Raw genomic sequence first — 19,304 nt, 5'->3', positions numbered from 1 at the left:
ATTTAAATAATACTTTGTTTATAAGGGAAGGGCTCTGCATTAACCATTCTGGTTAAAAGGCTATCGAAGATTCTTTCCTTCATATTACTTCGGTTAAACCGGTAGCAGTATTCATCAATATAGGCTTGCAAATTTTCGACTTGGTGGTGCATGCCCCGGAGCCAGCCTTTGAAGCCCATAATACACCTGTGCAAGTCAGGGAAGTTGCCGCCCTTTTTCCCTGAATCAACCTGCACAAGATTACTGAAGTCTTTTACCAAAGGGGAATATCCTCGCCATTTATCTGTCTTTATTTGTGCACTTGTCTCAATGGTCATTTTCATAAACCCACCAAGTTCCTTCGAACTGCTCTGCTTGATGACCTTTCCGTACATACGGCTAACTCCTTTGCCGTTTCTCTCAATGGCAAATACAACCAACTTCTTTTTGCCGTTTTTTCTCCCCACAACCCCTTCTTCCTGGCCGCCGACAACTGTTTCATCAACTTCGGCCTTGCCATCGATTTTATGGTTGCCACTGCTTTCCATGGCTTTCATTACCTTGCCTTTGAACTTCCAGCAGGTCTTTTGTCTTAACCCAAGCTTTCTGCTTAGTTCCGTACTGCTGATCCCTTTTTTACTCGTACTTACATAATAAACAATGTAAAAGGCCTTTAATACCGAGAACTTTAACTGGTGAAACAATGTCCCGCTCGTTGGGGAGGAGATTCGGTGGCAACTGGTACACTGTCTGTCGAATAGGCGCTTTCCGTTACAATAATTGGTGTGTCCACAATTGGGGCAAACAAAGCCAGTCCCCCATTTTAGTTCAGTCAAATATTGATAACAAGAATCTTCGTCAGGGAAACGTTCCTGAAACTCAAAAATAGTAAGGCTTCTGAATTTGTTCTCCATTTTTATAATATTTCCCCCTAAAGTAGACATTTCTATTGTATTTACAAAGAGCCTAATTCAATTAATCCTTTTCGATTGCGCTTGTTGGGTTTTTTAACTTAAATTCATCATTTTTCCCCGATTTCAAGTATTTAACTTTAAACTCTTCTGCGTTTTTGGGAATCGAGTCTTTATCTTTTGTTGCCTGAAAAGTTACCTCTTTTACAACACCCTTTTTGTTGTATTGTATATTTTGGCTAAAACAAGTAAAGCTTATTAGCATTGCTCCTAATAAAGTAAATATCCGGGTTTTCATAATTCAGTATTTTTAAGTTTAGTTAATTCGTTTATAAATAGATGTGTTAAAAATAGCGTAGGTCTGATCCAATCGCAATTTCTGATTGTTGTCTAAAAATTGATATCGATATTTTTCAACCCAAATCTCATCAATACTAGGGTAATATGTTTTTTCAATTAAAAATGTTTCATCAATTTCGTATGTCACATAGTTTGCTATGAATGTATCTGTTTCGTAAATAAAAAATCTTATCAAACTATCTTGATAATACTCTGTATACCCCCACGCAGGATAAGGCTCCAAATCGTCACCGTTTCCAATTGCTTCAATTTCCCATTTGCCTTGTATAAGTACGTTTGGGTCAATAGTAGTTGACTCTTCTTTTTCACAGCCTATCAGAAAAAGAATTGAAAATATTAATGTAATTGGTTTCATAATCATTTAAATTTAGTGTACTGTAACTTCTTTTTTTCTATGAAAGACAACGGTTTGCGTGTATGGTGTCGTTTGGCGATTCGAAGCACGAACCTGTCAAACCGCTACAAAGTTTATTAGATGTAACACCCTCGAAATTAGAACTATCCGCCAAATGCACTATACACGATGTTGAACTTAACCTCACTGGCGTTCGGTGGTTTTACAGGCCACCGAAAACCAGTATCTTTGAGGCATTTAATCATTTAAAATTAATTATTATGACAAATTTAAAAAAAGATTTGAACAGGAAGCGGTTTTACGCAATCTAAGTGAAAGGACCCGTAAAAGTTACTGGTGGCACATTGCCGATTACAGTAACTTTTGCAAAAAAGACCCGGAACACACGGGAGTAGAAGAACTCAGGGCCTATTTTCAAAGTATGCTCACCGATGGGAACCACAAACCGGGCAGTGTAAAAATGGGCTACTACGCCCTTCGGTTCCTCTTTACAAATATTTACCATAAGGAGTGGGCAAAAGAATACCTTCCAACGCCAAAGGTTGCCAAAACACTCCCGCTGGTTTTATCAAAAGACGAAGTGAGCGATGTACTCGGGGCTATTGACAACTTCAAGCACCGCGCTATCATCATGCTCATTTATTCCACCGGGGCCAGGGTATCAGAGAGTGTAAACATCAAACTTACCGACATTGACAGCCGACGGATGCAGGTAAACATCCAGGAAGGCAAAGGGCTGAAACAACGTAAAGTGCCGCTATCGCCGGTTTTACTTTCTGTTTTAAGGGATTATTACAAAAAGTACAAGCCGCAGCATTACCTTTTTGAAGGCGCGGGAGGAAAAGGTACCCACCTGGGCATTACAGCAGTACGGACTATTTGTATTAATGCACGGCACCGCACGCCACAGGTTAAAAAGCCTTACACGCCACACACTTTCCGGCATTGTTTTGCCACGCACCACCTCGAACAGGGCACCAACATTCTGGTTATACAGCGCCTGATGGGGCATTCCGATTTAAGCAACACGCTCAAATACCTCCACGTGCAGCAACTCAACACAAGCCAGGTGGTAAACCCGCTGGACACGCTGGAAGGACTGGAGGGGCTATGCAGGAACAAATAACTGTAGGAAGTTTACTGCGTGAATACGGGGGAAACTACATCAGCCAAAACAAGGTAACAAAAGGGCAGCAGAGCTTAATCCACCTGCTGTCGGCGTGCCGCACCGGGGGCCTTGGAAGCCATTTCGAGAAATGCGACCATTGCAGCTATACAGAGAAATCTTATAACTCCTGCCGCAACCGCCACTGCCCTGTGTGCCAGCAAAAAGAAAAACTGGAATGGCTGGACAAACGGATGAAAGAACTTCTCCCGGTGGGGTATTACCATTTGGTGTTCACCCTGCCGCATGAGTTAAACCCGCTATGCCTGCAAAACAGGAAAGTGATGTATGGCTTGTTGTTCAAAGCTGTTTCACAAACCCTGCTCGAACTTACCCGTGACGTAAAGCACCTGGGCGCTGATATTGGCCTGGTTACCGTACTCCATACCTGGGGGCAGAACATGAAGGAACACCCACACCTGCATTGCATCATGCCCGCAGGGGGCCTGGGCTTCGACCGCGAACACTGGGTGCATGTACCGGCCAAAAACAACTTTTTCATCGCAGGCAAGATATTGGCAAAAAAGTTCAGGGGAAAGTTTCTGTATTTGCTAAAACAAGCCAAAGAAAAAGGGGAACTCGATTTTCACGGCAAACTGGCAGGCATAAAAGGGCCTGTGCAGTTTAACCGCTTCCTCACGCCTTTATACAAAAAGGACTGGGTGGTGAATGTGCAGGCACCCATGGGCAATCCTGAAAAAATACTGGAATACCTTTCGCGTTACGTGTTTCGTATTGCCATTACCGACCGGCGGATTTTGGAAGTGAAGAATGGCAAAGTGCGATTTTCGTGGAAAGATTACCGTACAGGCAGGTTCCGGGAAATGAAACTGGATGTGGATGAGTTTATCCGCCGGTTTTTGTTGCACATTTTGCCAAAGGGCTTTTTTAAAGTGCGGTACTATGGAATTTTATCGAGCCGTTACCGTAAACAAAACATCCTGGCGGCAAAACAACTGCTGGCACAAGAGGTCGAAAACCGGAAAGAAGAGGCACTGGAAGATGGCGGCCAGGTTTGGGAAAAACAGGATACGGTGTGGACTGAAATCCTGGAATGTATCCAAAACTTCCGGCAGCCTAACTGCCCGGTATGTAAAAAAGGGAGGTTGCGTTTTGCCGGTTTGGTGAAAGATGTTCCGTGGGAACCCGGATAGTGCCTACCCTGCAAATCGTTCTTTGAAAAATTGCACAACCGGTTTACCGGCTAAAACTTTTGGTTTTTGGCTGAACGGGAAAAGTATGTCCGGTGTGGAAACGAAAAACGTGCCCAATATCCGGGTCCCGGCCCCAAAACAGGTAAAATAGCAAAACCGGCGGCAGAAAAACAACGGAAAGGATGCAGAAAAACCATTCAATCCCCATAGTGTATAGCTTTGAACAGCAACGGTTAAGCCCAACACGAATTAAAACACAATTGGGCGTGCATTTTGAGCGCAGTTACCCAAAAAAAAGGCAGTAAGTATGCAAACCTACTGCCTTTTTTCAGGGCCCAACTGTGCCTTAATTCCTAAAATGTTAACGCCTGGCTTTTATTTTTGTATCATGCTTTCAATCATCGAGATGAAATCATTAACTGGTTCAAAATAAGGTTCTACATTGTCTTTGTGAAAATCGAATAAATCGTCATAATCTCCTTTTTGTCTCCAAGTAAACAATTGAGAATACATTTTACCGTATTTTGAGTCAATCTTACCAGTCTTAATGAAATACTCCGAGAAGTTTGATTTTGCTCCGTTGTGGGTTGTTGGTTTTAAGTCAGAGTCGAGTAGAAGAGCCATTACTGCATAATAAGCGGCATAATACAATCTGTTAATTGTCGAATTCCATTTTTCCCTTTCTGCAAGAATTGATGCATCGTCATAGGTGTCTTTTGCTCTGGCAATTCTATAATTAATCAAATCATTTTTTGTTCCGGTCATTTTAGTCTAATTCCTTCTTTTTGAATATTTTCGTATAACGGAGTAATCGAGTAGTTTGAGTTCCAGTCATTTTTTGAGTAAATCAATGGCGAAAAAATTTCTCCTGTTTTTAATTCCAATTCATAGAATTCGTCCATGAATTTAGTCTCAAAGTCAAACGACACATTTGCAGAATTGAGCAGAATCAACAAATCCCAATCGGAAAGTTTTTTTGCATTTCCACGTGCCTGAGAACCATACAAATAAACTTCTGAATCAGGTGCATTTTTGTCAACGACCTTTTTTATCAGCTGTAATATTTGCTCTTTTTTACTCATAAAACAAAGATAATGATTTTTGATATAGCGTCAGTTTGTTTTTTTCAAGCTTGGCGTTAACGGTTGGTACATGTTGTCGGGGCGGATTTCGGAGAGCGTTCCTGCCCGGAGGACATGAACTGCGATGCGAGAATCCGCAGTTGGCGAACTACTACACCCGCCCTGCAATATGTACTTTGTTAACGGCTGGTTTTTATTCATCGTCAATTTGTTAACAGTATAAAAGTATCATTTTCCGAACAAAAGTTTCAGGTAACCACTTCGCTTATAAAATTTTTTCCAACCCCCAAAAGTCAAAGTTGCTTGTGGGTTGCAGGTAACCGCTGCCGATTTGTTTCGACGGCACGTGAGCCTGACTATTCCTAACTTACTCCGCTGGCGGAAAACTTGCCTAAACCAAATGTCCCTGCCAATTTTTTTATTCCATTCCAGGTACAAACGGCCAAAAATAAAACTATCAGATAACCACCGGCTTTTCCTAAAAAAGTGCTGAACAGTCAGACTGTAAAACAGTTTTAGCAAAGTGTCAAACCCCAAAAATTGGCGACTGCGCCAAACTCTCTTTTGCAAGTTTTGTGACAGCGATTTACAAGCGAGTAGCTTACCAAAGAACGAACGGTTTAAATAACCACAATTTATTTTTTCCAAACTTGCCGTTAACGGTCAGGTGCAAGTTTTCGTAGCGGATTTCGGAGAACGTTCATGTCCGGCAGGACTGAACGCTGATGCGAGAATCCACGGCCAAACACGCACGCCCCCCGCTATGAAATTTGCACTTTGTTGTGTGTATTTTTTTGTTCTAGATGTGCTTTTGTTATCTCGTATTTTAATTCACTGTATTTTATGGGTTCAGTTAGTTTTTTCAGTGAGTTTATTGTAATTGAACTTTGACTTCTTTCGTAATTGTCAAGTCGATAAGTAGGCAAAACATAAAAATCCCATTGTTCCATTTTTAAAGGGTCAATCGTATTTTGGTCTTTATGTTTTAAATGACAGAATACATATACATCTGCGTGTCGTTTAGTTTCACTTTCTGTGTTTGTCTCTGCGTCCCAAAATATTGCAGGTCTGATTGAAAATGAAATAGTCGAAAAACTCTTTTGGTTCCAACATTGGATGTATGCGGCAGATTTGACCTCTATTTTTATTCCGTCTTCAGTTGTCAAGTCATAAGCATCCCATTCGTCTCGTAAATTTTCGGGGTTCAGTCCAATTGCTGTTCCAACAATAAATTCTGCAAATCTTCCACGAGTAGCATTGCTCAGTATGTCAGAAGTGCTCCAACGCCAAAAGTCCAAAAGTGTATGCTTCATGCTCACACCATTATCAGAAAGTAATTCATTTCCAATTTTAGGCTCTGCTTTAATCTTTATTAAGTCCATGAGAAAGGTATATAATCAATATTATTTTCTTCCATAAACTGACCAAATTTTGAATAAGCTTCATTTCCCTCAAAACGATTTTTTATTTCCACTAATAATTTTTGTTTGTCACTGTTGTTTATCCCAAATAGAGGGTATAGCTTATCGACTTCTTTTGGTTCTATTGTATAAGTGTATTCATAATCAGAATCACCCCATGCTTCTTCAACTGTCTTTCCTATATCATAGCCATCAAATATTAATTGATCCTTGTCATTGAAGTATATCTCCATGGATATCTTTATTTCTGAGTTTTTGAATTTATATAATGTGATTCGTTTCATAGTCGTTTCTTAAAATTACACACAACGGTTGGTACATGTTGTCGGGGCGGATTTCGGAGAGCGTTCCTGCCCGGAGGACATGAACTGCGATGCGAGAATCCGCAGTTGGCGAACTACTACACCCGCCCTGCAATATGTACTTTGTTAACGGCTGGTTTTTATTCATCGTCAATTTGTTAACAGTATAAAAGTATCATTTTCCGAACAAAAGTTTCAGGTAACCACTTCGCTTATAAAATTTTTTCCAACCCCCAAAAGTCAAAGTTGCTTGTGGGTTGCAGGTAACCGCTGCCGATTTGTTTCGACGGCACGTGAGCCTGACTATTCCTAACTTACTCCGCTGGCGGAAAACTTGCCTAAACCAAATGTCCCTGCCAATTTTTTTATTCCATTCCAGGTACAAACGGCCAAAAATAAAACTATCAGATAACCACCGGCTTTTCCTAAAAAAGTGCTGAACAGTCAGACTGTAAAACAGTTTTAGCAAAGTGTCAAACCCCAAAAATTGGCGACTGCGCCAAACTCTCTTTTGCAAGTTTTGTGACAGCGATTTACAAGCGAGTAGCTTACCAAAGAACGAACGGTTTAAATAACCACAATTTATTTTTTCCAAACTTGCCGTTAACTAGTTTATATGTGTACCAAAACTACCATATATTTCCCATACGGGAGTGTTATGTGTACCTTTGGTATCTTATATTTTGAGATCATCAAATGGGTTTTTAATGTTTTGCAATGCACGGTTACTTACGTGTGTATAAATCTCAGTTGTTTTTGACGATTTGTGTCCAAGCAATTCCTGAATATAGCGAAGATCGGTCCCATTTTCCAGTAAATGGGTAGCAAAACTGTGTCGCAAACAATGAATGGTGTAAACCTTCTTGATTCCCGTTTTTTCCAGGGTTGCTTTAAAAACCTTTTGCAGGCTCGATGCTGTTAATGGCCCTCCCGGGGTTTGTCCTTCTATCAGGTACTGTTTGGGCTGATAAGCATGATAATATTCTTTTATTTTCGACAATAAACGTTCACTAATCGGTATGACCCGGTCTTTTTTCCCTTTCGAGTCAATTACCGACAGTAACCTTCTCTTCGAATCAAGGTGGTTTAGTTTTAGCTGAATCAACTCACTTCTGCGAAGTCCACACGAGTAGATTAGCATCATCGCCATTTTATGCTTGGCGTTTGTAATTCCATTGAAGAATTTTTCCAAATCTTCTTTACTAAATACCTTAGGTAATGGCTTTCCCTTTATAGGACGTTCAATCTTTTCACTGACTATTCGACGATTGTAGTGGAATTGGTAAAACTGTTTCAATGCACTCACGGTCTGATTCTGAAAAGTAGCACTGAGCCCGTTTTTCATGATAAACTCCGTGTTAAAATGCATAATATCGTTATCCGTGATGGTCTCCGGTGTTTTGTTCTGGTGAAACCCAAAAAAGATTTCCAATTGGTGGATATAGGTTTTGACACTGTTGGCAGCATACCGTTTTTGTTCCATCCATTTTTTGAAGGACTGGATTTTTGTCTTCACCTCAGGCGATACGTGCGATTTGATGTTCTTTAAATTGTAACGGGGCTTAATTGAGCCTGGACGCTGGGTAGGTTGCTTGCCATTTCTTTTCTTTAACTCCGAATAATCTACGTAGGCCATCCCCTTCAATGCCTCAAAAAAGGCATGCAAATCGAACTGCCCTTCCGGGACGTACCAACATCCCATCGTTTGGCCCCAGCGTGCACCGGCTACCTGCTTCACGCTGTCAATCACCTTCTGGTCGTAACCAAACCTTAGGGTGACCACTGTTTTATCACGGTGACGGGCTTTTTCAAGTACGATGGTCGGCTTTGTCGGCATCTTGTTAGTTATTTCAGTTCCTCAATGTAGAAAAAATTGCTCAAAAACCGGGCATCGGGGCCCCCATCCAAACCCCTTTTTCGGTCGTCATAATTTCCGTTCACCTGCCAGGTCCGGCCGTTCTCCAATCGAAAAGTCAGGCATTGGAGATACGTCCACGGTTTTGGCGGAGGTGTTTTGCGGTTTTGATATACGTACATGGCTTCCCCGGCAAGTAAACGGCCCGTGAATTTTTGATCACTGCTTCCCTGGGCGTTGGACAGCCCGTGGGCAAACGATCACATTCCCGGTGAGGGTAATCAGTCGAAGATGTGTGGGAGAGGAAAAGAATTCCCAGGCCTCATCGATGCCGGCTTCGATAAAAATCAATGTTGGGCCTGGGTTATTGATGTTGGGAAGGTCGTCCGCCTGCAATTGTTTCACGATTTCACCATCCCCGAATAATCGATTTTATTCCGCGAAAGCGTGATGATCCCATCTTTTTCCAGTTTTTTCAGAAGTCGCGAAACCACTTCGCGTGAAGTATTCAACGAAAAGGCGATATCCTGGTGCGTTCCGGTATACAGCGTACTTCCGGTCGACCGGAAACGATCGGCAAAGAATTTTTCCAGCCGTTCGTCCATTTTCATGAAGGCAATGCTATCGATGGTTTCCAGCAGCTCGTCGAAACGTTTATGGTAAGCATACATCACGTATTCTTTCCAGCTTTGGTAGGTGTTCATCCATTGATCGAGCAGGGGAGTTGGGATGCGGAGCAACAGGGAGGGGGCCTCGGCAACAGCCCGGATATTACTTTGGGGGTATCCCATGCAGCAAGTGAGCGACATGGCACAAACTTCACCGGGATGGAGGTAATAAAGCAGGAGTTCGCGTCCCTGGTCGTCGAGACGGGAAATGCGGACCAGACCTTCAAGGACCAAAGGGACCGACTTAATATACTGGCCTTCGCGAATGATCGCTTCACCTTCTTCTATCTCCTGCAAGATGCCTTTTTCGGCGATGGCATAGCGTAGCGAAAGTTCAAAAAACGGGAGCCGCTTTTCCAGTAGGGTTAAATCGACATTCATTATTCAAGGTGTGGGTTACGTCACAAATTTAAGCTTTCGTTTGGGAATTCCGAATGAAAAACATTGGTGCCAGGGCCATAAGTAACAGCGAAACAATCATCAGGCCATTGGCCAAACCAAACTTGTCGGCCAAAAAACCCAAAAACGCCGTGAAAATAGCCCCAAACAAGGTTTCCAACTGAGCAGCGGCCGACAAGGCTGTTGCCAGGATATCTTTCTCCAGCAAGTCAGCGGTACAGCTCATCCCGATGGGTTTCCGCAGGTTTTCAACCAGGTAAACAGCTACGAAAAACAGGATAGCCACAGCCGGAATGTGGAAGCGATAAAACAACCCGGAGAGTAAACCGGCACCGGCGCCAATGAAAATAGAGAGTGTTAGGGCCATCTGTAACGAGCTGAAGCGGAGGGAGAATTGTCCCGAATGGCGGGCTGCCAAACTCGATGCACGGTAAATAAGGTAATAGATTATGCCTACCAGGACTGCACTTCTGGTTTCATTGGGTTGCATGGTGAGAACAGGAAGAGCCAGAGCCAGGCTTTTGATTACCGGCTGCAAAAAATCTTTCAATGCCTTGTAGTAACCTGAATAGATTGAACTGTTGGCAATGGTTTTCAGCATTAACGGATTTTTGAAGGAATACCAGAAATCGGCGAGCACCTCTTTGAAATTTTTTCCAATATCGGAAAAACGGATATTCATCTTTTCCCCATCAAGGGCTTTTGGGTAACTGGCAATCAGGGCGAGATCGAGCACGTAGGGCACAATGGAAAAAAGAAAAATCATTCGGTAGTTGTGGCTGAGAATAACCAGGCCGGCAGCAATTAAAGCCGAAAGGGCAGAACCCTGTTGCGACCAACTCCGGGTATGCCCATAATAAGCCACCTTTTCCGATTCCCAACCTTTCATTTTCAGGTATTCAAAAATCATGGCCTTATGGGTACCTGTCCGAAATGCTTCCCCTAAAGCGAAAATGCTCATTGAAATGATAAAACCGGTGAGCTTTCCGGAAAAGAAAAATGCCAGGAAGGATAAGATGTAAAAAACAAAGGATGTGATCATGGTCCGGCGGCGGCCCAGTGCATCGGAAACAATGCCGGCCGGTATTTCCAGTAAGTTCTGGAGAATCATTCGAAGGCTGTACAGCAAACCAATTTGCAGGTAGGAGAGACCGGCACTCATCAGGAAGAGCACCATAAAAGGTTCGAAGAAGCGGAGGTTCTTCAGGAATCCGTAGGCACAAAACTTCTTAAACTGCCAATCTTTCTCAAAGGCCATAATGAATAGGTGTTTTGCGAAATTTCGGAAAAATCGGCCGAAAAATTACTAGATCACTGACAGGCAATTATTAATTGTCATGAGAAATTATTTGGCAGAAATGAAAACGGAGGCAATGTATTCCGTTAATTGAAAAACAAGGCCTCCGTTCACGCGGTTGAACAGATATTTACCGCTTCACCTTATCAATATACTTCGAATTCAGTACCCTGAGGGCGCCCATGTAGTCGAGTTTAAATTCCAACAGGTCGCCTGTTTTGTAGTTGTCTTCGTTATTGCCGAGGTCGATAACAATCATATCGGAACTGGCGCCCACAAAATTTAGTTTCGGGTTAACCGGTTCGATATGCGTTTCTTCAACATCCAACAACCCTAAATCGATGATGGCCCGGTACGACGTTTCGCCCAGTTTTTCTTCATCAATTTCGTATGCTTTACCTTCCACGTTAACGCCGAATTCGCCCATGGGGACCACCGGCTTTTCAATCAGCTCGATGATTTGAGCGTAAAGCTGGAAGACATCGGTATGCAGGTCTTTGTATTGCTGATTGGTATAAGGTTCTGTTCCTAAAAACAGGGTTTCGCCTACGCGGAAATGGTTGATAGCTTCGGGCAGCAACCCCTGGTCGATGAGTGGTATGGTAACCGATGAACCGCCGGAAACATACGGAATCATTTTGTTGAATTTAGCCTCGATGAGTTGCTCATACAAACTAAGCTGAATAAGCTTGTCGTGGTTGGGCAGTACCCCGTACAGGCAGGTCAGATTGGTCCCGATGCCCACCACTTCGATATTGGGCAATTCGAACACCTTGGCATAGAAATCGATAAACTCTTCGCGAAGAACACCTTCCCGCAGTTCTCCCAGTTCGATCATGATAATGACTTTGTGGGTTTTGTTCTGCTCCAGCGCCTCCCTGGAGAGCAGTTTAATGGTCTCGAATTCCGTATTCATACTGATGTCGGCAAACTCAACAATGCTTTTAATAGCTCGTTTGGCCGGTGGTTTGATGTATACGGTTTCGATATCGGGGGCAATGGATTTTATGGTTTTTAAGTTTGTCACCCGGGAATCACAAATTTGTTTTATGCCCAGGTTGATGACCTCTTCCAGGTATGATTTATGGCCACAAAGAACCTTGGAAACCACAGCCCATTCGATATGATGCTCCTTGAAGAGGGCATCGAGGTATTGGTAATTCTCTTTTAATTTATCTGTGTTTAGAGCCAGAAAAGCCATTTTTATTTGCGGTTTTGTTTATAGCGCATTTCAAGGTATTTGTTAGTAAAACCAAATTTCTCGTAAAGGAATTTGGCGGGGTTGTCTGGTTCAACGTGTAATGCGATATCCCCTTCGGCTTCATCAATAGCTTTTTGCATGAGGGCTTTACCAATTCCCTGTCCTCTCATATCGTGATGTGTGGCAATGTAAACGAGAATATTTTCGGGGATATAATCTTTCATGCCGGTTCGGTTAATCACGACTGCCCCGGTGATTTGATCCTTATCTTTGGAGACGAGCGTAAAACCGCCGAATGATTGTCCCTCTTTCAGTGAGTAGTCCAATGCCTTGAGAATATCAGGCTTCGGGTCTCCGTAGTTTTCGAGATGTGTAAAGAGGAAGTCAGCAATTGCTTCTTTCTGTTCCGGATTCGGTTTGTGATCTGATTTAAAAATTTCAGTTTCAATCATACAATTTGTTTTTGTTAAACATAGTTTATTGAACCATAATTGATTGCCGTCAAAGAAATGGCAACAGACAAATTATGGGGCCAATTGCCCGGGAGGACAGACTGCAGACGGCGAATAACGCAGGAAGTATGAACAGAATGATTGAAAGCGGGGATTGAGTTTGTCGGTATTCAAAACGCATAAAAGGATTACTTTCGAACGCACCCTGTTTTGTGTGAGGTATTTGAACAGAGTTAGGAAAAGCGTTCGTAGCCTTCTTATGATATGTAGTATTGCGGTCTCGAATAAAAACGATATTTCTGTCATCATTCCGGTCGTTCCCGGTAAATAAATCTACCACAGGATATCCGGCTGGACATTTATTTTACAAAGATAATCAAATGCTGGCTAAATGCCACATTTATGACTTATGACAGTTTTTATTAAATCGAAGAATTGATTTTGTATCACCCAATCATCACATTGGTACGGCCATACCGGTAGCGGGTATACATGGCCTTTTTACTGAGTGCAAGCGCCAACGTCAACGGGCCAACGCGCCTTACCAACATCGAAACGATGATGATGATTTTCCCGGTAACGGATAAGCCGGCCGTAATGCCGGTGGAAAGTCCCACAGTGGCAAAGGCTGATATCTCTTCAAAAAGCAATCTGACAAAATCGGTTTTGGGTTCAAAAATGCTGAGCAAAAAGGCCGATAAAAAAATCAGTGATATTGAAAACAGCACCAGCGAGTAGGCTTTGTTAATATTATTGAATGATATGGTCCGGCGGAAAAATTCCACATTTTTCTTACCTCTGAGCGTGTCGATGGCTGATTTTATAATGACGGCGAACGTTGTGGTTTTGACTCCGCCACCGTTGGAACCGGGTGAAGCCCCGACATACATCAGGAACATGAATATGGTGAGCATGGGCAAGCCAACATATCCGAAATCGACAGTGTTAAAGCCGGACGTGCGTGCGGTTACCGATTGAAAAAGGAGGTGATGAGGGCATGTCCAAGTGATTTTCCTTTCAGCACAGTGTCTTTTTCAAGTACATAGAAAACAACTGTCCCGATAAAAAGTAAGATGCCACTTACCCAGAGAACTAATCGTGTGTTGACCTGCAGTGGATGGTGTGGCATGTTTTTCTTTTTCCGGAAAGTCATTTTTTTCTGAATATCCTGCAAGGCAATGAAACCAAGACCTCCGGTAATCACCAGTGCGGCAACCATCAGTTGCAGGCCGTATGCATTCCGAACGCCCTGCTCATTCAGATTATCGGTGAAGAGAGAAAAGCCGGCATTGTTGAAGGAGGAAACAGCATGGAAAACCGATGAAAAGATTTTATCGCTGGTTTGTGGAAAACCATAGTAGTAAATGATACTTCCCATAGCTGCCAGCGAAACCAGTATCCGGGCTACCGGCATAATGCTATTGATTACCCTCCGGATGTTGTACCGGAAAGTATTGATATTTTCAAGTTGTTGTTTTGAAAAAATGGGCTTCATGCACTTTTACTTCAGGTGATGACTTCCGCCGGACAGCTTTTTATTCGTTAATTTCCAGAAAGCGTTCAATATCCTCTTGCTGCCCGAAGATGAGCATAAAATCATCTTCCCCGATTTCGGTAGACGAATTGGGGATATTGATGTGTTCTTCCAGTATGACCCGGCCGTTTTTAATTACTTCCAGCTCTTTGGTAATGGTTATCAGGCTGAGATTATAGCGGTCACGCAGGTCCAGCTCCCCAATAGAACGCCCAATGGCTACTTCGGGCGGTTTCATCTGGACGATGCGGTAATCGTCGGGTAATTCGAGGTAGGAAACAATACTCGGATTCAACAGCTTTTCGGTGACAATGGTCGCTACTTCACTTTCGGGAATGAGCACCTCGCGGATACCGATTTTTTCGAGAATCGTTTGTTGAACCGGACCGGTTGCCCGGGCAATGATCCGCTTGATATCTAACTCCAACAGGGTGACAGCACACAGTGTCAGTTGCTCGAAATTGGCACCGATAGCTATCACAACGGCATCGTAATCGCTAATATTTTGAGAAGTAAGCGCCTTCGGATCGGTGGCATCCAGGGCTACGGCGTAGGCAACTTCCCCTGCTATATCATCGATCAGTTGCTCATTGATATCGATAGCCAAAACTTCGGCGCCGCGCTGAGTAAGGTTCCTGACAAGCGCATGCCCGAATTGCCCCATTCCAATTATCGCAAACTTGCTGGTTGAATTCGCCATGGCTGTTTATTTTATGTAATGAATATTAGCCGATAATCGTCCGAACAGCCAAACAGAAAGGGTTAAAATGAAATATAGAAAAACGGGGTATGTCTTAAGGGAATAGTTTTTAAGGAGTTTCTGTTTTAAACCCTTCAGAACTATTTTATACAGCCGGGAGCACTGCTTACGATCCGGGCGATTTTCGCGTAGCGGATTCAGTATTGTCGGGATAAAGTTACCCCAATAACCGGAATGCTGTTCAGAACGGCGGCGATATTTTATTTACTCCTCATTCAGGCGGATACCATCGGGCTCCATGGTGATGATTCGCTTTTTATACAGCATCCCAACCGCCCTTTTATAGTTTTTCTTGCTTTCGCCGAAGAAGGAATAGATTGTTTCCGGCGAGCTTTTATCGGTAACAGCCAAAAAACCACCTTGCTCTTTTAGCATAGACAGAATTCTGTCGGAGAGGTCCATGGCACTTTCAATGCCGGGTTTCTGAAGGCTTACATCAAGCTTTTCGTCTTCACGCACCTGTTTGATATAGCCCGGAAGTTGCTCTCCGCTTTTCAACGGGCGAAACACTTCGTTTTGGTACAGCATTCCCCAGTGCATGTTGTTTACAATGGTTTTGTAACCGATGTCCGTCTTGCTGTGAATCATAAGCTGCACTTCCTGCCCGGCATGATACTCCGGGGGAACATTGTCGAGGTATTTATCCAGCTTCGTGGTAGCCACCATCCGGCGGCTTTCATCGTCGACATACACATAAACGGTGTACCAATGGCCTTCCTCCATTTTGCTTTTTTGTTCGCTGAAGGGAACCAACAAATCTTTCGGCAATCCCCAATCAAGGAAAGCGCCTACCTGGTTTACTGAAACTACTTTTAGTTGTGCAAAATCACCGGCAGTAGCCAGCGGTTCTTCGGTGGTGGCAATGATGCGATCTTCCGAGTCGAGGTAAATAAATACTTCCAGGAAGTCGCCCGGCTTGCAACCTTCGGGCATGTACCGTTTGGGAAGTAAAATATCGCCCAGTTCCTCTCCATCGAGGTAAGCGCCAAAATCAACCAGGCGCATTACCTCCAGCGCCTGAAATGTTCCGAGTTTGTTCATAGTAATCGTTTATGCTGCGGCAAAGGTACGGTTTAATTTGAACCGGGAACTATAAGATTATTGCACTCTTCGAAAAAACAAAAGATAACGACGTAGCAGAATGTTATTCGACACAAAAAAATGAAGGATGTTTATTCGTGAACCGAACAACTTAGAAAGAGTTCTGTAAGGGTTCCTCATAATAAACGGTGCAAATTAGGTCCAATTTCCCGGCTGCAACGAACGAAAATAGTTGATTACTTTCCAATAAATATGGAAAGTAACAGCCCTTAGAAATAACGTATGTACAGGTACAATGAAGTGATAACAATGGAGACCAGCATCAACGGGAAGCCGATCTTGAAATACTCTTTGAATTTTATTGGATAGGGCGTTTTTTGGGTAAATCCGGCTACAATAATGTTAGCAGCAGCACCAATCAAGGTCCCGTTTCCACCCAGACATGCCCCTAAAGACAATGCCCACCAGACGGGTTCAATACTCTGGCCCGGATTGATAGCCATCTCCTGGATCACCGATATCATTGTAGCTGTGTAAGGAATACTGTTGATGAAGGTGGTCGACAATGCCGACATCCATAGCACAAGTTGAGCCGCCGGTTCTACTTCTCCGTGAGTTACTTCTACCATTTTGTCTGCCAGGAAGCTGATGACGCCGGTTTTTTCGAGGCCACCAATAATAATGAACAGGCCAATAAAGAAGAAAAGCGTGGCCCATTCTACTTCTTTCAGTATTTCCCCGGGGTCCTGTTTGGTCACCATCATCATGGTAAAACCACCACCAATGGCTAATGTCGCGAGGTCGATCTTGTGCACTTGATGGGTGATGAATAGTGTGATGATGACGAGAAAGACGGTCAGTGTAGTGTAGAAAAAACGTTTGTTCTGGATGGCCCTTTTTTCGTCGAAAGCCTGAATCTTCTCTTTGTCGGCTACCAAACCGGCCAGCTTTTTGTGGTAGATCAAGCGGAGCAGGAAAAAAGTAACAACAGAAACAACAAGAATAACCGGTGTATTATTTTGAATGAAGTCCATAAAATCGAGGTTGGTAGCGCCACCTATCATGATGTTAGGCGGATCGCCAATCAGTGTTGCAGCCCCACCGATATTCGAAAAGAGTATTTCGGAGATCAGCAACGGCATTGGATTAATTTTCAGGGTGTCGGCTACCGCGAAAGTCAACGGGACGATGATTAAAACGGTCGTGACATTGTCGAGGAATGCCGACAAAATCGCGGTAACGATAGACAGGACCACCAGAATCCGCCACGGGCTTCCGCCAGTAAGTTTAATGCTCTTAATAGCGATGTACTCGAACAACCCGGATTTTCGCATAACGGCTACTGTCATCATCATACCACTAAGCAAACCGATAGTTTCAAAATCTATTGCATCAATAGCTTCTTCCTGGTTGATGATATGAAAGGCCACCAGTAGAAAGGCCCCAACCATGGCTGCAATGGCATTAGGAAGTGTTTCGGTTGTAATGAATACAAACGTTAGAATGAAGATAACCAGGGTGGTGATGATATGGATGGTGTCAAGATGCCAGCTTAGGAATTCCGTCATAAGTTGCCTCCTTAGCTTAGTTTGTTTCCATTGAGGGATACGGTTAGTATTTCGATTCGCGTTATCAGTCCTATCAGCAATTTTCCTTCCAGGACCGGTAAGGCTGCTTTTTTTGATCGGAATAGCAGATCGGCAGCATACGACATGGAATCGTTTGGTGTCACTGTTGGATAGCTTGAATCAGTGAACTTAATTGCTTCTTCGTCCAACAAATCATGTAAATGTCCGACGATGTGGTCCAAATCGGCCATGAAAAAAGTATTGTACATCGATTTCATGTAGTGCGGGACCGATGCATTGAGGATATCTTGTTCACTGATGCAGCCTACATATTCTCCCAACTGATTGACAACTGGAATAGCGCATATCCTGTGCCGCTTCATGGTGATGATGACCCGCCGCAAATCCGAATGCTCGTTGACTGACAGAATATCCCTGTATATGAAATCTTTCACCCTGTTCATGATACTTCCTCCACATCAATGCGTTCAAGGTTGGCCGTAATTTGCCCGGTATTGCGTATCTCTTTGTACAGCGCTTCGATGTTGGTCAGCCCGGCAGCTGATGCGTACCGGAGAACATCAGCCGTCGTGAGATTTTGCCGGTAGGCATGAATAAATCCCGCGAGGTAAGCATCGGCATAGCCCAGCATATTGACAATTTTTAAATCTTTGGGACGTAAAATGTAAGACTGTTTCCGGGTAACCGCCACGACATTTTCAATCCGGTGTGTGAAAATAACAAACTCTGTATCCTTCTGGTAGGAAATGATTTCTCTTCCTGCTTGCAGGAATGCACCGATACCATCGAGCGGACGGCCCATGAAATGATGGAAACTGCGCATATCCGGGTTGATGAGAAATGGTCCGTAATCAATTAACGGGTCAATGTATTTGGGCGCGGCATGCAAAACCACTTTGACGCCGTGCCCCTGGGCCATGACAATCATTTGACGGTACACATCTTCGATTACACCTTTGGGAAGCGAACCAGCCAGGACAACCATATCGACCCGATTGAGAAGTCGTTCATAGCTTTCCAGCAAGAATACCAGGTCGTCTTCCGGAATCTCCTGTCCAAAGTCGTTTATTTCGGTCAGCGTTTCATGTTGCGTATCCAGAATGGAAGTATTGGTACGGGTGGAACCTTCAGTAAAGATAAAACTGGTTGTAATGCCGTGTTGCCGCAAAGAGTCACAAAGTAAATGTCCTTCATGACCACCGGCAAAGCCTGTTGCTATCGTATCATCGCCCAATATTTTCAGGTTCAAAGCAATGTTGACGCCTTTCCCCCCGGGAACCGTCATACTCATTTCCCGGCTGTCGAGCCGGTGCAACTTATGAATTTCAAACCCGTTCAGGATTAGAATTTTGTCAATGGCCGGATTTAATGTGACGGTTAGTATCATAAGGCAATTCCCGGTTTTGGTTGGATGAGAAAGCAAGCTATTACGTATAAATTTAAGGAAAATAATCATCATTAACCGGTAACATGGAGGATTTTAAGGAGTTATACAACATAGAGAAGAAAACGATGAAACAGTATGTTACAGCCCGAAGAATCCTTCCTGTAGGAAATAGCGTAGGCATCTTCGCTTGGCCGTGTCGAAGCCGAGGGCAACAATAAGATATGACGGTGAGGATTTTTTGATAATTTTCAACCCTTTCATTAGTGTTTGCCGGTATTTCAGGGGATTGATGAGCTGGTCCGGAATCGTTGTAATTTTTTCCTTTGCAAGATGTATGCCATGCTTTTATTCTGCTCTATACAGAATTAAGCATATTTTAAGTTTATATAGAG

Annotated in this window: 22 protein-coding genes; 2 read left to right on the top strand and 20 right to left on the bottom strand. The window is 43.4% G+C overall.

Going from position 1 to position 19,304, the window contains the following annotated elements:
* Positions 1-2: 2 nt before the first annotated feature.
* The 3 genes from GJU82_RS05700 to GJU82_RS05690 are packed head-to-tail and all read right to left on the bottom strand — an operon-like array spanning position 3 to position 1,605.
* Positions 3-923 carry an IS1595 family transposase gene (locus GJU82_RS05700; RefSeq protein ID WP_153630358.1) on the bottom strand — a complete coding sequence of 307 codons (921 nt, stop codon included), beginning with the start codon at positions 921-923 and terminating at the stop codon, positions 3-5.
* Positions 924-954: 31 nt separating this feature from the next.
* Positions 955-1,188 carry a hypothetical protein gene (locus GJU82_RS05695; RefSeq protein ID WP_153631264.1) on the bottom strand — a complete coding sequence of 78 codons (234 nt, stop codon included), beginning with the start codon at positions 1,186-1,188 and terminating at the stop codon, positions 955-957.
* 18 nt (positions 1,189-1,206) lie between these two features.
* On the bottom strand, positions 1,207-1,605 hold the full coding sequence (locus GJU82_RS05690) for a hypothetical protein (protein WP_153631263.1): 399 nt from the start codon (positions 1,603-1,605) through the stop codon (positions 1,207-1,209).
* Between the two features lie 250 nt (positions 1,606-1,855).
* Here GJU82_RS05690 and GJU82_RS05685 point away from each other — a divergent pair, with 250 nt between their 5' ends.
* Together GJU82_RS05685 and GJU82_RS05680 are read left to right on the top strand one after the other, a co-directional pair.
* Positions 1,856-2,731 (top strand): site-specific integrase, encoded by an 876-nt coding sequence (locus GJU82_RS05685; RefSeq protein ID WP_228488756.1) that lies wholly within the window; start codon positions 1,856-1,858, stop codon positions 2,729-2,731.
* Positions 2,716-3,924, top strand: a complete 1,209-nt coding sequence (locus GJU82_RS05680; RefSeq protein ID WP_153630610.1) for an IS91 family transposase — start codon at positions 2,716-2,718, stop codon at positions 3,922-3,924. Before GJU82_RS05685 ends, GJU82_RS05680 begins: the two co-directional genes overlap by 16 nt.
* 375 nt (positions 3,925-4,299) lie before the next feature.
* Here the strand turns inward: GJU82_RS05680 and GJU82_RS05675 are convergent, their stop codons facing one another.
* From GJU82_RS05675 to GJU82_RS05595, 17 genes are all read right to left on the bottom strand, one after another.
* Positions 4,300-4,689: a HEPN domain-containing protein gene (locus GJU82_RS05675; protein WP_153631262.1), complete on the bottom strand. Its 390-nt coding sequence runs from the start codon at positions 4,687-4,689 to the stop codon at positions 4,300-4,302.
* A complete protein-coding gene (locus GJU82_RS05670) occupies positions 4,686-5,006 on the bottom strand; it encodes a nucleotidyltransferase domain-containing protein (RefSeq protein WP_153631261.1) in 321 nt (106 codons plus the stop codon). The genes GJU82_RS05675 and GJU82_RS05670 overlap by 4 nt, the downstream gene beginning before the upstream one ends.
* A 761-nt stretch (positions 5,007-5,767) precedes the next feature.
* On the bottom strand, positions 5,768-6,388 hold the full coding sequence (locus GJU82_RS05665) for a hypothetical protein (protein ID WP_153631260.1): 621 nt from the start codon (positions 6,386-6,388) through the stop codon (positions 5,768-5,770).
* Positions 6,379-6,660: a hypothetical protein gene (locus GJU82_RS05660; protein ID WP_194830974.1), complete on the bottom strand. Its 282-nt coding sequence runs from the start codon at positions 6,658-6,660 to the stop codon at positions 6,379-6,381. Before GJU82_RS05660 ends, GJU82_RS05665 begins: the two co-directional genes overlap by 10 nt.
* Positions 6,661-7,405: 745 nt before the next feature.
* Positions 7,406-8,566: a tyrosine-type recombinase/integrase gene (locus tag GJU82_RS05655; protein WP_153630593.1), complete on the bottom strand. Its 1,161-nt coding sequence runs from the start codon at positions 8,564-8,566 to the stop codon at positions 7,406-7,408.
* 237 nt (positions 8,567-8,803) lie between these two features.
* Positions 8,804-8,989: a hypothetical protein gene (locus GJU82_RS05650; RefSeq protein WP_153631258.1), complete on the bottom strand. Its 186-nt coding sequence runs from the start codon at positions 8,987-8,989 to the stop codon at positions 8,804-8,806.
* Positions 8,986-9,633 (bottom strand): Crp/Fnr family transcriptional regulator, encoded by a 648-nt coding sequence (locus tag GJU82_RS05645; protein WP_153631257.1) that lies wholly within the window; start codon positions 9,631-9,633, stop codon positions 8,986-8,988. The genes GJU82_RS05650 and GJU82_RS05645 overlap by 4 nt, the downstream gene beginning before the upstream one ends.
* Before the next feature lie 28 nt (positions 9,634-9,661).
* Positions 9,662-10,909: an MFS transporter gene (locus tag GJU82_RS05640; RefSeq protein WP_153631256.1), complete on the bottom strand. Its 1,248-nt coding sequence runs from the start codon at positions 10,907-10,909 to the stop codon at positions 9,662-9,664.
* 169 nt (positions 10,910-11,078) lie between these two features.
* A complete protein-coding gene (locus tag GJU82_RS05635; RefSeq protein WP_153631255.1) occupies positions 11,079-12,149 on the bottom strand; it encodes an alanine racemase in 1,071 nt (356 codons plus the stop codon).
* A 2-nt stretch (positions 12,150-12,151) separates the two neighbouring features.
* Positions 12,152-12,601, bottom strand: a complete 450-nt coding sequence (locus GJU82_RS05630) for a GNAT family N-acetyltransferase (RefSeq protein WP_153631254.1) — start codon at positions 12,599-12,601, stop codon at positions 12,152-12,154.
* Between the two features lie 446 nt (positions 12,602-13,047).
* Complete coding sequence (locus tag GJU82_RS17660) at positions 13,048-13,611, bottom strand: potassium transporter TrkG (protein ID WP_153631253.1); 564 nt, start codon at positions 13,609-13,611, stop codon at positions 13,048-13,050.
* Entirely contained in the window at positions 13,569-14,096 is a 528-nt protein-coding gene (locus tag GJU82_RS17655; RefSeq protein WP_153631252.1) for a potassium transporter TrkG, read from the bottom strand. The genes GJU82_RS17660 and GJU82_RS17655 overlap by 43 nt, the downstream gene beginning before the upstream one ends.
* A 40-nt stretch (positions 14,097-14,136) precedes the next feature.
* Complete coding sequence (locus tag GJU82_RS05615; protein ID WP_153631251.1) at positions 14,137-14,835, bottom strand: TrkA family potassium uptake protein; 699 nt, start codon at positions 14,833-14,835, stop codon at positions 14,137-14,139.
* A 264-nt stretch (positions 14,836-15,099) separates the two neighbouring features.
* Positions 15,100-15,936: a S1 RNA-binding domain-containing protein gene (locus GJU82_RS05610; protein WP_153631250.1), complete on the bottom strand. Its 837-nt coding sequence runs from the start codon at positions 15,934-15,936 to the stop codon at positions 15,100-15,102.
* Positions 15,937-16,205: 269 nt separating this feature from the next.
* Positions 16,206-17,504 carry an SLC13 family permease gene (locus tag GJU82_RS05605; RefSeq protein WP_153631249.1) on the bottom strand — a complete coding sequence of 433 codons (1,299 nt, stop codon included), beginning with the start codon at positions 17,502-17,504 and terminating at the stop codon, positions 16,206-16,208.
* Between the two features lie 11 nt (positions 17,505-17,515).
* Positions 17,516-17,959 carry an HPP family protein gene (locus GJU82_RS05600; protein WP_194830973.1) on the bottom strand — a complete coding sequence of 148 codons (444 nt, stop codon included), beginning with the start codon at positions 17,957-17,959 and terminating at the stop codon, positions 17,516-17,518.
* Positions 17,960-17,964: 5 nt separating this feature from the next.
* Complete coding sequence (locus tag GJU82_RS05595; protein WP_194830972.1) at positions 17,965-18,912, bottom strand: 1-phosphofructokinase family hexose kinase; 948 nt, start codon at positions 18,910-18,912, stop codon at positions 17,965-17,967.
* Positions 18,913-19,304: the final 392 nt, after the last annotated feature.

It is taken from the genome of Prolixibacter sp. SD074, from assembly GCF_009617895.1.
Lineage (GTDB): Bacteria > Bacteroidota > Bacteroidia > Bacteroidales > Prolixibacteraceae > Prolixibacter.
This window is presented reverse-complemented; position numbering and strand designations above follow the sequence as displayed.

Coding starts and splice junctions, on each gene's coding strand:
- GJU82_RS05645 (WP_153631257.1), bottom strand. CDS start 9,633: ATGAATGTCGATTTAACCCTACTGGAAAAGCGGCTCCCGTTTTTTGAA.
- GJU82_RS05695 (WP_153631264.1), bottom strand. CDS start 1,188: ATGAAAACCCGGATATTTACTTTATTAGGAGCAATGCTAATAAGCTTT.
- GJU82_RS05610 (WP_153631250.1), bottom strand. CDS start 15,936: ATGAACAAACTCGGAACATTTCAGGCGCTGGAGGTAATGCGCCTGGTT.
- GJU82_RS05635 (WP_153631255.1), bottom strand. CDS start 12,149: ATGGCTTTTCTGGCTCTAAACACAGATAAATTAAAAGAGAATTACCAA.
- GJU82_RS05675 (WP_153631262.1), bottom strand. CDS start 4,689: ATGACCGGAACAAAAAATGATTTGATTAATTATAGAATTGCCAGAGCA.
- GJU82_RS05640 (WP_153631256.1), bottom strand. CDS start 10,909: ATGGCCTTTGAGAAAGATTGGCAGTTTAAGAAGTTTTGTGCCTACGGA.
- GJU82_RS05615 (WP_153631251.1), bottom strand. CDS start 14,835: ATGGCGAATTCAACCAGCAAGTTTGCGATAATTGGAATGGGGCAATTC.
- GJU82_RS05690 (WP_153631263.1), bottom strand. CDS start 1,605: ATGAAACCAATTACATTAATATTTTCAATTCTTTTTCTGATAGGCTGT.
- GJU82_RS05655 (WP_153630593.1), bottom strand. CDS start 8,566: ATGCCGACAAAGCCGACCATCGTACTTGAAAAAGCCCGTCACCGTGAT.
- GJU82_RS05680 (WP_153630610.1), top strand. CDS start 2,716: ATGCAGGAACAAATAACTGTAGGAAGTTTACTGCGTGAATACGGGGGA.
- GJU82_RS05630 (WP_153631254.1), bottom strand. CDS start 12,601: ATGATTGAAACTGAAATTTTTAAATCAGATCACAAACCGAATCCGGAA.
- GJU82_RS05700 (WP_153630358.1), bottom strand. CDS start 923: ATGTCTACTTTAGGGGGAAATATTATAAAAATGGAGAACAAATTCAGA.
- GJU82_RS05605 (WP_153631249.1), bottom strand. CDS start 17,504: ATGACGGAATTCCTAAGCTGGCATCTTGACACCATCCATATCATCACC.
- GJU82_RS05660 (WP_194830974.1), bottom strand. CDS start 6,660: ATGGAGATATACTTCAATGACAAGGATCAATTAATATTTGATGGCTAT.
- GJU82_RS17655 (WP_153631252.1), bottom strand. CDS start 14,096: ATGAAGCCCATTTTTTCAAAACAACAACTTGAAAATATCAATACTTTC.
- GJU82_RS05665 (WP_153631260.1), bottom strand. CDS start 6,388: ATGGACTTAATAAAGATTAAAGCAGAGCCTAAAATTGGAAATGAATTA.
- GJU82_RS05595 (WP_194830972.1), bottom strand. CDS start 18,912: ATGATACTAACCGTCACATTAAATCCGGCCATTGACAAAATTCTAATC.
- GJU82_RS05670 (WP_153631261.1), bottom strand. CDS start 5,006: ATGAGTAAAAAAGAGCAAATATTACAGCTGATAAAAAAGGTCGTTGAC.